The organism is Chryseobacterium sp. KLBC 52, from assembly GCF_003347605.1.
GTDB lineage: Bacteria > Bacteroidota > Bacteroidia > Flavobacteriales > Weeksellaceae > Chryseobacterium.
The window spans coordinates 206,341-220,971 of sequence record NZ_QDFZ01000004.1; the positions used below are offsets into that span (position 1 = coordinate 206,341).

Consider the following 14,631-nt stretch of genomic DNA (forward strand, 5'->3'; position numbering starts at 1 on the left):
CTGAAATGGGAAGAGATCTTAAATTTACAAGAAATATTGGTATCGCTGCTCACATTGATGCAGGTAAAACTACCACTACAGAAAGGATTTTATTCTATACAGGGGTAAACCACAAAATTGGAGAGGTTCACGATGGTGCTTCTACAATGGACTGGATGGAGCAGGAAGCAGAAAGAGGTATTACTATTACTTCAGCTGCAACTACTTGTTCTTGGAACTTTCCAACAGATCAAGGAAAACCTGTTGCTGATACTAAGCCTTACCACTTCAACATTATCGATACACCGGGACACGTTGACTTCACTGTAGAGGTAAACAGATCTTTAAGAGTATTAGATGGATTGGTATTCTTATTCTCTGCAGTAGATGGAGTAGAGCCTCAGTCTGAAACAAACTGGAGACTTGCTGACAACTACAAAGTTGCAAGAATGGGATTCGTAAACAAAATGGACAGACAAGGTGCTGACTTCCTTAACGTGGTAAACCAGGTTAAAGAAATGTTAGGATCTAACGCAGTTCCAATCGTTTTACCAATCGGTGCTGAAGAAGATTTCAAAGGAGTTGTTGACTTAATTAAAAACAGAGCGATCATCTGGGATGAAGCAGGACAAGGAGCTACTTTCGAAGTAGTGCCAATTCCTGAAGATATGAAGGATGAAGTTCTTGAATATAGAGAGAAACTAGTAGAAGCTGTTTCTGAATATGACGAAACTTTGATGGAGAAATTCTTCGAAGATCCGGATTCAATTACAGAAGAAGAAATCAATGCTGCATTGAGAGCTGCTACTATCGATTTATCTATTATCCCAATGACTTGTGGTTCTTCATTCAAGAATAAAGGAGTACAGTTTATGTTGGATGCAGTATGTAAATACCTTCCTTCTCCATTGGATAAAGATGATATCAAAGGTACTGATCCAAGAACAGACGCTGAGATCACAAGAAAGCCATCTGTAGATGAGCCTTTCTCTGCTCTAGCATTTAAGATTGCTACTGACCCGTTCGTGGGAAGATTAGCATTCTTCAGAGCATATTCTGGAAGACTGGATGCTGGTTCTTATATCTTGAACACTCGTTCAGGAGATAAAGAAAGAATCTCAAGAATCTATCAGATGCACGCTAACAAGCAAAATCCAGTAGAATATATTGAAGCTGGAGATATTGGTGCAGCAGTAGGATTCAAGTCTATCAAAACTGGTGATACGATGTGTGACGAGAAAAACCCGATCATTCTTGAATCTATGGTTTTCCCTGATCCGGTAATTGGTATCGCTGTTGAGCCTAAAACTAAAGCTGACCAGGATAAAATGGGTAACGCTTTAGCTAAATTGGCAGAAGAAGATCCTACGTTTACTGTTAGAACTGACGAAGCTTCTGGACAAACGATTATCTCTGGTATGGGTGAGCTTCACTTAGATATCATTGTTGACCGTATGAAGAGAGAGTTCAAAGTTGAAGTAAACCAGGGACAACCTCAGGTAGAGTACAAAGAAAACTTAACAAAAGTTGCTCAACACAGAGAAGTTTACAAAAAACAATCTGGTGGTAAAGGTAAATTTGCTGACATTGTATTTGAACTAGGACCTGCAGACGAAGGTAAAGTTGGTTTAGAATTTATCAATGAGATCAAAGGTGGTAACGTTCCTAGAGAATTTGTTCCTGCAATTGAAAAAGGATTTAAAGCTGCAATGAAGAACGGTCCTTTGGCTGGTTTCGAAGTTGAAGGTATTAAAGTTACTCTTAAAGATGGATCTTTCCACGCGGTGGATTCTGATGCTCTTTCATTTGAAATGGCTGCTAAATTAGGATTTAAAGAAGCGGGACGTGCTGCTAAGCCAGTAATCATGGAGCCTATTATGAAACTGGAAGTTGTAACTCCGGAAGAATATATGGGTAACATCATTGGTGACCTTAACAAGAGAAGAGGTACTATCAGTGGTCAGGAAGAGAAAAATGGAGCTGTTGTAATCAAAGGTTCTGTTCCACTTTCTGAAATGTTTGGATACGTAACTACTCTAAGAACACTTTCATCAGGAAGAGCTACTTCTTCTATGGAATTAGAGAAGTACCAGGCTACTCCACAAAACGTTGCTGAAGAAATCATAGCTAAAGCAAAAGGTTAATTTTTAAATTAAAGAAATGTCACAAAGAATCAGAATAAAACTAAAATCTTACGATTACAACTTGGTAGACAAGTCTGCTGAGAAAATCGTAAAAACGGTAAAGGCTACTGGTGCTGTTGTAAACGGTCCAATTCCATTACCAACGAACAAGAGAATCTTCACAGTGTTGAGATCTCCGCACGTAAACAAGAAAGCAAGAGAGCAGTTCCAATTATCAGCTCACAAGAGACTAATGGATATCTACTCTTCTTCTTCTAAGACTGTTGATGCTCTAATGAAATTAGAACTTCCTTCAGGTGTAGACGTTGAAATTAAAGTGTGATAAATGCATACTTTGCAATGATTATACAATCCGTTCCTTTTAAGGGACGGATTTTTTTATGCACCAAATCTAACACACCAACACAAGAGTGATGGTGTGTATATCACTAAACCGGCTTTTTTTTGCATTGTAATTTCTGTAATCATAAAAGGCCTCGAATCAATAGCCTTTAATGATGCTACGGATCTGTTTGGAGATTGTAATGGGCTGTAGGATATGATTAATGATCTGATATTACTGGTTGTTTCCAGGGTGACATATGTCACACTTATTAATTTATTTAGAATTAATAAAAATAATAATTTTGCTAAAAATTATCAGATGAATAAAGTAGTATCCTTTTCTCTGCTATTATTGGGTGGGGTTCTTGCCAATGCGCAGAAAGTAAATGATTCAGTAAAACACAAGAAAATTGAAGAAGTAGAACTGTTTGGTGAGAAAAAGAAACAACCGCAAGGTCTTGATGCCATTACAAGATTGCCTTTGAAAACCAGAGATCAGATTCAGAGTATTTCAATAATCTCCCATAAAGCCATTGAAGAATTAGGAGCACTTACAGTCACTGATGTTGCCAAAAACGTTCCTGGGGTAACTTTGTTTTCAAGCTACGGCGGAGGAAACGAAAGTATGTCCATCCGGGGATATCGTGGAGTTCCGGTATTAAAAAACGGGGTTCAGCTGGATTCAGATTTCCGTACTGCAGGGATGATTACAGATATGCAGGGCGTAGAAAGTATTCAGGTGATTAAAGGATCTGCTGCAATTGGTCAGGGAATCGGAAATGGTTTGGGATCTGCAGGAGGAGTTATCAATGTTGTAACAAAAAGACCTCAGTTTGTTGATCAGACTAATGTAGGATTTCGTTACGGAAGCTGGGATTTTTACAGACCTACAGTAGATTTCCAGAGAGTATTGGATTCTCAGGGAAAAGTAGCTGTGAGATTCAACGGAGCGTACCAGAATAATAATTCATTCAGAAGCCATGTGCAGGGCGAAAGAATTTATGTAAACCCATCTGTCGCTTTCCGTCCGGATGATAAAACATTAATCAATGTGGAAATGGATTATCTTCATGATAAAAGAACACCGGACAGAGGAACCATCAACCTTGCTCCTGGAACTGTTGAAGCATTATATCACATGCCAAAAGGAAAATTTCTAGGATATACATCTGATTATTCAAAAACAGAAACTTTCAACTTTGCTACGACAATCGTTCGTAACCTTACCGATAAATTAAAGGTAAGAGCAGCTTTCGTTAATTCGGTAAGCAATACGGATTCTGAAGCTTCTTCAGTTTCATTACCAGCTGGTGAAACAAACTATAATATCAGACAGCGTACTATAGGAAAATCGCAGGGTGAAGATATCAATAAAGTACTACAGTTAGACTTCATCGGAGAGCAGATAAAGACAGGATTTATCAACCATACCTTCCAGGTCGGTTTCGATTGGAGAGAAACAGAAACTTCATCCACAACTTACGAAGCTTATAAAAATTCAATTGCACCCGGGAATTTAATTACGGCACGTGCTACAAAAATTGGTAATACAACTTACACTGCCAATCCACTGGATATTTTTGATGTAGTGAACGGGAGTATTCCCAATCAGCTTCCTGTAAACGTTATTTATAAAAACCTGGGAAGGTCAAACGCTGTTTTAACTCCAAGTATCGGGGCTATGGCTCAGGATGTCATGACGATCGGGAAATATGTAAAAGCCCATTTAGGACTTCGTTACAGCAGATTAAATGGCTCAGCCAATGAATCTGTAGATACGTGGAATCCTAATTTCGGATTGATCGTTTCTCCACTTCCAAATGTGAATGTATTTGGATCATATACAACAACAACTTCTTTAAGATCTTCTAACAACTTCCTGTTAGACGGGGGAAGAGTAGGACCGTCCATGACTAAACAGTGGGAAGCAGGAATTAAATCAGATTGGTTTAATGAGCGTTTAAGATTTAACGTAACGGTATTTGACATTAAAACAGACCACCTTTCATTCACTATTCTTGACGAAAATTATAACCCTGTTGTGATCGACAAACAAACAATGTATGGTCTTGCAGGAAATCTTAGAAGAAAAGGAGTTGAAGTAGAATTGATCGGAAGAATTCTACCCAACCTTCAGGTAATGTCAGGATGGGCTTATCTCGATGCGCAATATCAGGACAGCCCTGCTTACATGAACGGATCTGCACCTATGAATGCACCTAAACATACTGCAAACGGATGGTTGAATTATAAATTCAATAAAGGTACTTTATCAGGACTTGATGTTGGTGCAGGAATTTATTATGTTGGAAAAAGACCGGTTGATGAATGGACTCAGAAAACATTTACAGCGGGCCACCTGAACAGTGTGAAGCCTGGAGATAAACCTTTCGATATGCCGGAATATACAACAGTAGATGCTCAGGTCGGTTATTCTCTGAAAAATGGAATGGGATTAAGAGTATTCTTCAATAATATTTTTGACAGCGTAGGATACAGTTCTTATTTCAGAGGAGGATACATTGATCAGATTCAGCCAAGAAACTTTGCTGTGCAAGTAAATTATAAATTCTAACCCCAAAAAAATAGTATGAAAATTATCAGAACAGTACCCTTAGTATTCATTGCCATTGCCGGTTTAACTTCATGTTCCGAAGAACATTTATCCGAAGAAGAACTGAAAACAGCAAGAGAAAATATAGAAAGACATTACACAAATCCCAGAAGTATATATTCCTGGGGTAATATTTCTCCCTGGAAAGATCATTGGAATAATATCTCTTATCCAAAAACTTTTTCACCTGGACAGGTAGGAAGGAGCATCATAGCAGAAGAAAAGCTAAATGTTGAAAACCGTTTTTCAGGGAAAATCAAATAACATACTATCAAACATTCATATCAATTTTAATTTGAAAACATTAGGACAATACTTTGTCTTAATGTTTTTTTGTTAGTATTTACTATTTATTATTCGTGATTCCCGTTAATTTTATACATTTAATCCATCATATAAAATGACGACCATGGGAAAAAAGAACCATAGCTTTTTTGAGAAATTTTCAAACTGGGCTGTAAAATTTACAGGAAGTCCATATGCCTTTATAGGAGCTTTTCTTATCGTAGTAGTATGGGCAGTTTCCGGACCTTTTTTTGACTATTCCGAAACCTGGCAGCTGGTAATCAATACCGGAACAACAATCATTACTTTTCTGATGGTATTCCTTATTCAGAAAGCTCAGAATAAAGACTCGAAAGCCATACAGATTAAGCTCAATGAAATTATTGCCGCTCATGAAAAAGCAAGCAACCGTATTGTGGATATTGAAGATCTTACAGAAGCGGAACTGGATCAGCTTCACATCTATTATGAAAAGCTGGGCGAACTTGCCAAAAAAGATGCGGATATCCATATGTCGCATTCTATTGATGCAGCACAAAGAAATCATGACTACAAATTTGAGTTTTTTAAAAGAAAACATGAAGAGTGGATACAGAAAAAAGAACAAAAAAGGATTGATTAATAATATTTTATAATATTTTAAATATTGTTATTTTTTTTATAACACACTATAGGCATTATAGGTAATTTGCTGTTTTTTCTTATTTTTTTATTTGGTTTTTAGCGTTTTTTTTGATAAATATCTAGATTTATTGAAAAAAAAACATGAAAAAAAAATTATTTTGCTTGCCGGTATTTCTGTTAGCAATATCAGCAAATGCCCAGTGGAGCAGAGGGGTACCTCAACAAAAAATAATAAAGAAAAGTGATTATTCTGTTTATTATCAGCTTGATATTGATCAAATAAGAACACAGCTGCTAAGAGCTCCTAAAATAGGTGAAGGTTCTCCCATCACGATTAACATTCCCACTCTTGAAGGAAAAATAGAGAAATTTGCAGTCAACAGTTTCCCGGTAATGGATGAGACGTTGGCTAACAAATATCAGCTGGGATCCTACGTTGGAACCGGAGTAGACGACCCAACCAAATACATCAGGTTCAGTGTTGCCCCCAATGATTTTCAGTCCATGATCATTGGTGCCGACGGCCAATATGAGTTTATAGAGCCGGCAACATCTGATAAGTCATTTTATTCCGTACATGGAAAAACTAATAAAAACGGATATGCATTTACATGTTCTACAAAGGAAAATAAGGAATCTGTTGCCAATCTTCAAAAGCTGAAAAGTGCAGGTATTACTGCAAGATCTAATAATAAAACTTTTCACACCTTAAGGCTTGCTATGTCAGTGACCGGTGAATACACTACTTATTTCGGAGGAGTTGCTGGCGCACTTACTCAGATTAATGCTACTTTGTCAAGAGTAAATGGTGTGTTTGAACAAGAATTTAATGTACATGTCAATGCAATAAATGCTCCGGGCCTGATCTTTACCAATTCTGCTAATGATCCCTACAGTGATTCCGACCAGATGTGTAAATGGAATTATGAACTGATGAATACATTGCATGGAGGAGCTTATGGTGTTACTGATAATGATTTTGATATTGGACACCTATTCGGTGCTACAGGTGGTGGCGGAAATGCAGGTTGTATTGGCTGTGTCGGAAGTAATGATATTTCTACAAGTACAGCTGCTTCTTGCGGAAATTTACCTACTCCGGATAACTATAAAGGAAGTGGATATACCTCTCCAGGAATTGATTATTACGTGAGTGGAACATGGAATAGCAACAGTACAGCTCAATTACCACCAAGTGGAGACGCCTTTGATATTGATTTTGTAACCCATGAAATGGGACATCAGTTGGGAGATAACCATACCTATAGTTATAATGAAAATATAGGAGCTACTACCTATATGGAACCGGGATCAGGATCTACGATTATGGGCTATGCAGGAATTACAGGTGACAATACAGACGTTCAGAAACATTCTGATGCCTATTTTCATAGTGTAAGCATTGACCAGGTGCAGGATAATCTTGCTGCAGTAACTGCTGATGTCGAAACACCTATCACCAATAATCCACCAGTTGTAGCAGCAATGAATACAACCTATACCATTCCTAAATCTACAGCATTTGTACTGACAGCATCAGCAACAGATCCGGATGGAGATGCCCTGACTTATTGCTGGGAACAGGTAAATTCCAGTTTATTAGCTAATGGTATTGGTAAATCAGCGGGTACAGGTGATAGCGCTTCAGCTATAGGTGGTACATCATCTGGAGCTAATTTCAGATCCTGGGCACCTACAACAAGTCCTACCAGATATTTCCCTAAGCTGGCAACCGTATTGGGAGGAGCTGTAAAAAATACAACGGATTTTGAAGCTGCAAGTAAAGTAGCAAGAACTACAAACTTCCGCGTGACGGTGAGAGATAATAAGCCGGGTGGACAGGCTCAGACTGCTTATGCTACTCAGACTGTAGTTGTAGGATCTGCAGCCGCGTTTACTGTAAATACAACATCATTAACACCCAATGCCAATTCTGCAATTGCATGGACTGTTTCAGGAACCACTGCTTCTCCATATAATGTAGCTAATGTAAAAATTGATTATACAGAAGATGCCGGAGTTACCTGGAATGACCTTGCTGCATCAGTTCCAAACACTGGATCAGCGAATGTTTTTATCCCGGCATCTTTAGCAGGAAAAACCATTTACTTGAGAGTTTCTGCCATTGGAAACGTTTTCTATGCTGTAAAGAAGGCTACAGTATCCGGATTATTGGCAGTGGCTGAAGCCGGAAATGTGAAATCTGTTAAAATCTATCCAAATCCTGCAGAAGATGTACTGAACGTCACGAATATTTCTTCAGGTGCTTCTTATGAAATTTTCAGTGCTCCTGGACAGGTGATTGCAAAGGGAACGATAGAAGATGGGAAAATTAATGTAAGAACTCTTGTGAAAGGAGTCTACTTTATTACCATCAATAATAAGGAAGAGAAAAGCACAACCAAGTTTGTGAAGAAGTAACCCAGTAAAAAACCTATAAAAAAAACCTCTGAGTCATCAGAGGTTTTTTTATGGGTTGTATTATCTCATAAAATAGTTGAAATAACTACAGCTTCCCATTAAGTTCTTCGTTGTTTCAGTATCAGAATACTGAGCTTTCAACTGAGCGAAATAGGTTCTGTATTTCTGGTTTTTAAGATTATCCATTTCCTTTTGTCTGGCATCTTCTTTTTCAGACCATTTAGGATCAGAATAATCAAAGTCTTTTGGAGCTTTCGCTTCATATTGGTAATACTTACCTTGTTCAGCACTTGCCATCTGGAATAAGATTCTTGCTTTTTCCTCTTTGTTATTGGAAAGCTTAAGTGCTTTTTGATAATAATTGATTGACAGGTCAAAATTATCAGGTTCAATATAAGACGTATCAAGGAAGTTTTTATAATAATACTTGTAAGGGTTCTTTCTGTCTGTATTCCAGAAATCGTATTTCCCGCCATTACTATTGTCGATATCCATAACAAACAATTCGCGGTAGTATCCTAAAATAGAAGTATTGTACAATAAGTTTCCGATAAGCTGATTGGCTTTTGCTGCTTTTTCACCTGTGCCGTTTCCAATCTTTTTCAATTGAATCAATGCGTCAGCAAGTTGAAGCTTATCCATGCTTGTTGTAATGAAAGGGAAATCAGTGTAGTTTTCTGCTTTCATACTTTCACTATCCGGGCTTCCGAAACTTTCCCAAACATTATGCCCGAAGACAAGGTTTGAAATATTTTTAAATCCGTTGTACTCTGCAGGAGCATATTGTTTTGGAGTGATGGTCTGGCCATTCTTTTCTGTCCATTCGTAATTTTGTCTTGGAATCCCCGCAAAGCTTTTTGCTTTTTCATAATAAGATTTCGCCTTTTCAAAATCGGCAAGTCTCATGGCTCGGTCTCCATAAATCGTATTGAAGAAGGCATCAATATTACCTACACTGTCCATGTTTTTGGCGATGATCTGCTGCTCAAACTGGGTTTTATCAGGCTTTCTGTAAAATTCTTCTACGCTTTTTACCAGACTGGAGTTCGGGTTGTACTGCAAATCTGAAAGTTTATTGTTCATCAGGAATGATTTTCCATCCTCACCCTGAAGGAAATAACGGTTCGCAATAACATCCTTCAGGAAATCTGCTGTAGAAGGTACTTCACCATAGTAATCAAAATTATCTGTAGTGGCAGTGTCTTTCTCTACTTTTTTCTCTACAAAGTATTCCGCATACTCTTTCATCAGATGGTCTTCATAGTCTGCATCAATTTTCGGCTGGGAAACAATATCATTAAGAACTTTCATTCTTTTGATTTCCTCCAGATATTCCGGATTGGCCGTTTTGATGTCATTCAGAATTTCAGAACTTTCTTTATAGTCTTTCTTTAAAAACTTAAGATAAGCATCTGCAATCTGCCAGTATTCATCCTTAGACTTTTCTTTTGTTTTGTCTGTGAATTTTTCCAGGTCATTAAGGAAGTCCTGTGTCTTCTCATCGTAATAATACCCTGTTCTGTTATAGAATGGAATTCTGTCCGGATTGCTGAACAACTCATCATCACTTTGGTCTGCTTTAGCATTGTCACCTTTTTTGTCAGATTTTGAACCTCCGAAAAGATTTTTAAAGAACCTTACAATTTTCTGCCAGAAAGAAAGCTTTTCTTCCTTTACCTCAGTTTTGGCTTGATCTGTTGATTTATCTTTTGAAGTGTTATCTTTAGAATTTTCTTTTGCTTCTGCTTTTTGAGCATCGGAAGTGTAATAGTAGGTAGGCAGATAGCTTCTTTCAAGTTCATTGATACTTCTGGCAGCCATTACCTTCAGAATCTCAGAATCAGGATTGATTTCATACATCTTTTCCATCATCGGAATAGGATTGTTGAAGTCTTCATAGCCTAGCAGGAAATAAGCCATATTCTTTTCCTCATTCGTGTTGGCTCTTTTCATGATATTGCTGAAAGAGGCCGTGTCTGAAAGCTTCATAGAAACAAATGCAGATTCCTTACGGTCTTTGCTGTTCATGAATACCTGAAAGAAGTTCCAGTTGGCATCACTGTTCATTTCCAATCCTCTTTGTGCTCCTGCCAATTGGTCCAGAGACATGAAGTAGACCGTTCCTTTCAGTTTGATAGGAGCAACATATGTTTTGAAAGCCTGCACAGCAGAATCGTAATTTCTTGTATAATGATTCAGACGTACCAGCTGATATCCGTAACGTTGTTTGATTTCAGGATTTCTCGCTGCATTGTATAAAGAGGTTAAAGCTGAGATCGTTTTATGGTAATCGAGAGCAGTAGCATTTTTTCTGTTGGCATCCCTGTCGTAATAGAATGAGTTTTCACTTTCTATATAATTGATGCTCATATAAGGTTCAAGATATTTGGCTTCAATCAAATAATCAATACCTTCTTTGTATTTTTGATAAAATCCGGTACCTAGTTTCTGCAAAAGAGGGTTGGTTGGATTTCCGTTCTTTAAAGCATTCAGGTCGTTCATACTGATCTTATACACCAGATTCTGGGTTTCAGAATAGCTCAGCTGATTGTTGAAGAACTTTTTCCAGGTTTCCACATTGTCATCAGGAATCAATGCCGAATTATATCCTCCATAAAATCTGCTTGAATAATTGTGCAGAAAAGGAAGGTAGGCCTTGTCCTTGATGATGGTTTGCGTAAAAAGGTTGAAGTAATCATAATCAGGATCTGACCACGCGCACGCGTCAGATTGGGTATAGAAAAGTGATACAACCGCAAGTGAAAGAATATACTTTTTCATAGGGTGTGCAGTGTTTTTTTAGTTTTAATATTGTATGATGTAGTGTTCTGGCAAGTGTGCCTCTATCTCCAGGAGATTAAAATTTTCGGTCTAAGACAAATTTACTATCTAATTGATAATAAATAATATTAAAATGTGGGATTTTTTTCTGTAAAAACGCAATGACATCGTTAAGCTGTTCTTCGGAGATTTCTTCTACCTTTATTTTGAAACCTTTGTTTAAATAACTTCCAAAGTAGAATCCGTCTTTCATGACTTCAACTTCGTGATCTGAAATTTTTTTGAAATCGGAGTTTTCCAGATCTCTTTTCGATAAGGCATTAATAAGTTTATGTTTTCCTAAATGATTGGTAACAATTCCCCACGAATAAATAGGAAGTGCCACTTCAACATTCTTGATAGGATAGTCTTCCATTTTTGAAAGGTAGCTTTTCAGAATATTCACATCCAGAATAGAATTCTTATCAGACTTTTCCAAAGGCGATGAAGTAGAGTAGCACATCAGATATACCTTTTCCACAGGAGGAATTCCGGTCTGCTTTTTATCTTTCACCTGGTGAAGGCGAAGTGTACAGGTAATTTCTTTTCCTGAAATTTTTTTGAGTTCTTTCAGGAATTTAAAATAATCATTTCTTGTTCCGGCTGTCCAGTCACAGTCGATTTGAATTTCATGATTGGTTTTGAGGTGATATTCTTCTGCTTTCTTTTGAATTAAAAGATGAATGCTTTCTGCCAGAAATCTGATCTCTTCTGATGAGATACCCAATAAGGTCTGATTAGTAATGAAAACCGTAGGAACAATCTGTTTATCTGTCTGAAAACTTGCGTCTTTAGTGATTACAGCAACGGGTTGAAATTTCCCGTTCACTTTATCTACATCAAAGAATCTGGTATATAAATAAGGAACTGCAGCTTTATCTAATGCTTTCTTTTCTGCATTGTCAAGCTTCAGTTTGGTTTTCCAGTAATAAAACGTGTAAGGATGATTCTCTTTCCTGTTGCATGATACAGTAAAAAAGAGAAGAAGTAGAAATAAAATTTTTAAATGTCTCATTGGTGTAAATCACCCTTCAAAATTAAAGATATTTTGGCAGAATATAAACCGTAAAATCCCGGTGATTAAAGGTAGGAAGCAAATAAATATCGTATTTACATATTATGACTTGTTTAAATGTAGTCGATTGTATAACTATTCCCCTCCTCCGGAGGGGCGGCAAATTTATAATTTGACGGGGTGGTTCCCAACAACAAGAAAACCACCCCTGACGGAATGGCTTTTTCTATATATTATTGTACTACTTAAAAAATTCGCTTTCGCAGGTACAGGTTTCTTTGTTGAGGCTCTCACTGGCTGAGCAGCAGCCTTCAAGATTTTTAACGTTACCTTTTTCATCGGTAAGGTAGATTTTATCCTTATCGAATTTCACGAAAAACGTTTCTTCAAATTTTTTAAAAACCACTTTCATTACCTTATTGGGTGAGTATTTACCAACATTGATTTCTTCTGTGGTTTCTTCTCCGCTGGCCTGATTCACCTGGACGTATCCAAAATGTACATCACCATTATTTTTAAGATCCAGATAATAATGAGGAGTTCCTGTGCCACTATATCCTTTCATGATATCAAAAGCTCTGTATCCAATAAAAGGAAGCTCTGTCTGCTGTGCCCACGTAAAAATGCTGATGCACAGAATTATTACACTGAAAAACTTTTTCATAGATTATTTTTTTCAAAAGTAAAGATATTTAAGCAAAACAGCTACCGTAAAAAAACGGTTATTATACTTTAGAATAAATGTTGAATTAAATATAGTAATCTCGTGATCACAACATCATGATAAAGCCACCCCAAAAGGAGTGGCTTCTATAATTGAGTTAAAATCTGATTAAAAAACGGTTGCCGCAAGCTGAATCCTTGCAAACTTATTCGATGGATTCCACATCGCCATCATGGATACCGGAAGGCTGTAATGATCAGTAATCTTAACAACCTTTCCAGCCTTTACCCCTACATTTACGATGTCAAAGCTGTTTTGGCCATTGCCATATAAAAAGGTTTTGTCGTTGAGAGCGAATCCTGCTCCTACGAATGCATCGAGATTGACTTTCTGTCCTTTGATGACAGGATAGCTTGCCTGTACATAGGTAGAATATCTGTTCTTTTTATAACTTCCATCAGCTTCCAGAATTACTTCTCCTGCATTGGCTCCTCCATACAGCATGATATCAGCCTCAATATTGATCGGGAATGATGGCCCGAAAGTATAGTTGGTTCTTAAATCAATAATATGGGCAGTTCTTCTCTGTGAGTAACTAAAGATGTCATCTGCAGCTACTGCAGTATTGATGTTTCTGGAGTTATAAAGATCCCATAGTCCGATATAAAAACGTCCGTCAGAATATTGAATATAATAATTGATCTCTTTATAATGGGTGTTGTCTTTATCATCTGCCAGTGCAGATGCTCCCCAGATTCCTACCTTCCATTTCTTCTCCGCATCCAGGGCATATGACAGATTTCCCATTACAACAGGTTTATCGGTGATGATAGGGCCTCTCCACAAGTGATTATTCTGAATATTGGCTGTAAAATCAAGTCTGCCTTCTCTGGATTCCTTGTTTTCGCCACTTTCCTGCGAAAATAACCTTCCTGTGCCCAAAACAAGAAAGAAGATTCCTTTTAAGATTTTTTTCATCGTGTGTTTTATTTTAAGAATCCATATAATACTGCTGCAATAATAGCTCCTGTAACCGGACCTACTACAGGAATCCACGCATATCCCCAATCACTGCTTCCCTTTACAGGTAAAATGGAATGCATGATTCTTGGAGCAAGATCTCTTGCCGGGTTAATGGCATAGCCTGTAGTTCCTCCCAGAGATAAACCAATTGCCCATACTACAAAGGTAACAGGGATCGCTCCGATGGAACCCAGGCCTACTTTGGCTGCTGGATCTGTCTGCAAAGAAATACTTGGATCTGCAAAGTAGAAAACACAGAATACCAGTACAAAAGTTCCGATGATCTCACTGATAAGATTGGAAGATGTTTTTCTGATAGCCGGGCCTGTACTGAAACATGCCAGTTTTGCTCCTTCATCTTCCGTAATGGCAAAATGATCTTTATGAAACAGCCATACTAAAAATGCACCCAGCATTCCTCCGATCATTTGCGCTGCAATATAAGAGGGAACCAGGTCCCACGAAAACTTTCCTGCAGTCGCAAGACCAATGGTTACAGCCGGATTCAGATGGGCCCCACTTATTGGCCCTGCAACGGTTACTCCCACAAATACGGCCAATGCCCATGCGGTAGTAATAACAATCCATCCGGAATTATTTCCTTTCGTATCTTTTAAGACAACATTGGCTACAACACCGTTGCCTAACAATATAAGAAGCATCGTTCCGATTACTTCTGCAATAAATGGGGTCATATAAGTTTTTTTTGATGAGTGAG

At 37.7% G+C, this 14,631-nt stretch carries 11 protein-coding genes; 6 read left to right on the forward strand and 5 right to left on the reverse strand.

Features of this window, described 5'->3' with window-relative positions; genetic code table 11:
• Positions 1 to 5: 5 nt before the first annotated feature.
• The 6 genes from fusA (at position 6) to DDF69_RS05810 (ending at position 8,391) form a co-directional block, all read left to right on the forward strand.
• The gene (gene fusA / locus DDF69_RS05785; protein WP_114819939.1) at positions 6 to 2,123 is read left to right on the forward strand and encodes an elongation factor G; all 2,118 of its coding nucleotides are present in this window, start codon (positions 6 to 8) and stop codon (positions 2,121 to 2,123) included.
• Between the two features lie 16 nt (positions 2,124 to 2,139).
• Positions 2,140 to 2,445 carry a 30S ribosomal protein S10 gene (gene rpsJ / locus DDF69_RS05790; RefSeq protein WP_002661363.1) on the forward strand — a complete coding sequence of 102 codons (306 nt, stop codon included), beginning with the start codon at positions 2,140 to 2,142 and terminating at the stop codon, positions 2,443 to 2,445.
• A 321-nt stretch (positions 2,446 to 2,766) separates the two neighbouring features.
• On the forward strand, positions 2,767 to 5,022 hold the full coding sequence (locus DDF69_RS05795) for a TonB-dependent siderophore receptor (RefSeq protein WP_114820019.1): 2,256 nt from the start codon (positions 2,767 to 2,769) through the stop codon (positions 5,020 to 5,022).
• Positions 5,023 to 5,037: 15 nt separating this feature from the next.
• Entirely contained in the window at positions 5,038 to 5,325 is a 288-nt protein-coding gene (locus DDF69_RS05800) for a hypothetical protein (protein WP_114819940.1), read from the forward strand.
• Between the two features lie 145 nt (positions 5,326 to 5,470).
• The gene (locus DDF69_RS05805; RefSeq protein WP_114819941.1) at positions 5,471 to 5,968 is read left to right on the forward strand and encodes a low affinity iron permease family protein; all 498 of its coding nucleotides are present in this window, start codon (positions 5,471 to 5,473) and stop codon (positions 5,966 to 5,968) included.
• A 143-nt stretch (positions 5,969 to 6,111) separates the two neighbouring features.
• Entirely contained in the window at positions 6,112 to 8,391 is a 2,280-nt protein-coding gene (locus DDF69_RS05810) for a zinc-dependent metalloprotease (RefSeq protein WP_114819942.1), read from the forward strand.
• A gap of 60 nt (positions 8,392 to 8,451) precedes the next feature.
• Here the strand turns inward: DDF69_RS05810 and DDF69_RS05815 are convergent, their stop codons facing one another.
• The 5 genes from DDF69_RS05815 to DDF69_RS05835 form a co-directional block, all read right to left on the reverse strand.
• A complete protein-coding gene (locus DDF69_RS05815; protein ID WP_114819943.1) occupies positions 8,452 to 11,172 on the reverse strand; it encodes a hypothetical protein in 2,721 nt (906 codons plus the stop codon).
• Between the two features lie 76 nt (positions 11,173 to 11,248).
• Positions 11,249 to 12,226, reverse strand: a complete 978-nt coding sequence (locus tag DDF69_RS05820) for a hypothetical protein (protein WP_114819944.1) — start codon at positions 12,224 to 12,226, stop codon at positions 11,249 to 11,251.
• Positions 12,227 to 12,467: 241 nt separating this feature from the next.
• Positions 12,468 to 12,890, reverse strand: a complete 423-nt coding sequence (locus DDF69_RS05825; RefSeq protein ID WP_114819945.1) for a hypothetical protein — start codon at positions 12,888 to 12,890, stop codon at positions 12,468 to 12,470.
• A gap of 168 nt (positions 12,891 to 13,058) precedes the next feature.
• The gene (locus tag DDF69_RS05830; protein WP_114819946.1) at positions 13,059 to 13,868 is read right to left on the reverse strand and encodes a hypothetical protein; all 810 of its coding nucleotides are present in this window, start codon (positions 13,866 to 13,868) and stop codon (positions 13,059 to 13,061) included.
• 8 nt (positions 13,869 to 13,876) lie between these two features.
• A complete protein-coding gene (locus tag DDF69_RS05835) occupies positions 13,877 to 14,608 on the reverse strand; it encodes an MIP/aquaporin family protein (RefSeq protein ID WP_114819947.1) in 732 nt (243 codons plus the stop codon).
• Positions 14,609 to 14,631: the final 23 nt, after the last annotated feature.

Excerpts from the sequence above, each read along its gene's own strand:
- fusA (WP_114819939.1), top strand. The coding sequence starts at position 6 with ATGGGAAGAGATCTTAAATTTACAAGAAATATTGGTATCGCTGCTCAC.
- rpsJ (WP_002661363.1), top strand. The coding sequence starts at position 2,140 with ATGTCACAAAGAATCAGAATAAAACTAAAATCTTACGATTACAACTTG.
- DDF69_RS05795 (WP_114820019.1), top strand. The coding sequence starts at position 2,767 with ATGAATAAAGTAGTATCCTTTTCTCTGCTATTATTGGGTGGGGTTCTT.
- DDF69_RS05800 (WP_114819940.1), top strand. The coding sequence starts at position 5,038 with ATGAAAATTATCAGAACAGTACCCTTAGTATTCATTGCCATTGCCGGT.
- DDF69_RS05805 (WP_114819941.1), top strand. The coding sequence starts at position 5,471 with ATGGGAAAAAAGAACCATAGCTTTTTTGAGAAATTTTCAAACTGGGCT.
- DDF69_RS05810 (WP_114819942.1), top strand. The coding sequence starts at position 6,112 with ATGAAAAAAAAATTATTTTGCTTGCCGGTATTTCTGTTAGCAATATCA.
- DDF69_RS05815 (WP_114819943.1), bottom strand. The coding sequence starts at position 11,172 with ATGAAAAAGTATATTCTTTCACTTGCGGTTGTATCACTTTTCTATACC.
- DDF69_RS05820 (WP_114819944.1), bottom strand. The coding sequence starts at position 12,226 with ATGAGACATTTAAAAATTTTATTTCTACTTCTTCTCTTTTTTACTGTA.
- DDF69_RS05825 (WP_114819945.1), bottom strand. The coding sequence starts at position 12,890 with ATGAAAAAGTTTTTCAGTGTAATAATTCTGTGCATCAGCATTTTTACG.
- DDF69_RS05830 (WP_114819946.1), bottom strand. The coding sequence starts at position 13,868 with ATGAAAAAAATCTTAAAAGGAATCTTCTTTCTTGTTTTGGGCACAGGA.
- DDF69_RS05835 (WP_114819947.1), bottom strand. The coding sequence starts at position 14,608 with ATGACCCCATTTATTGCAGAAGTAATCGGAACGATGCTTCTTATATTG.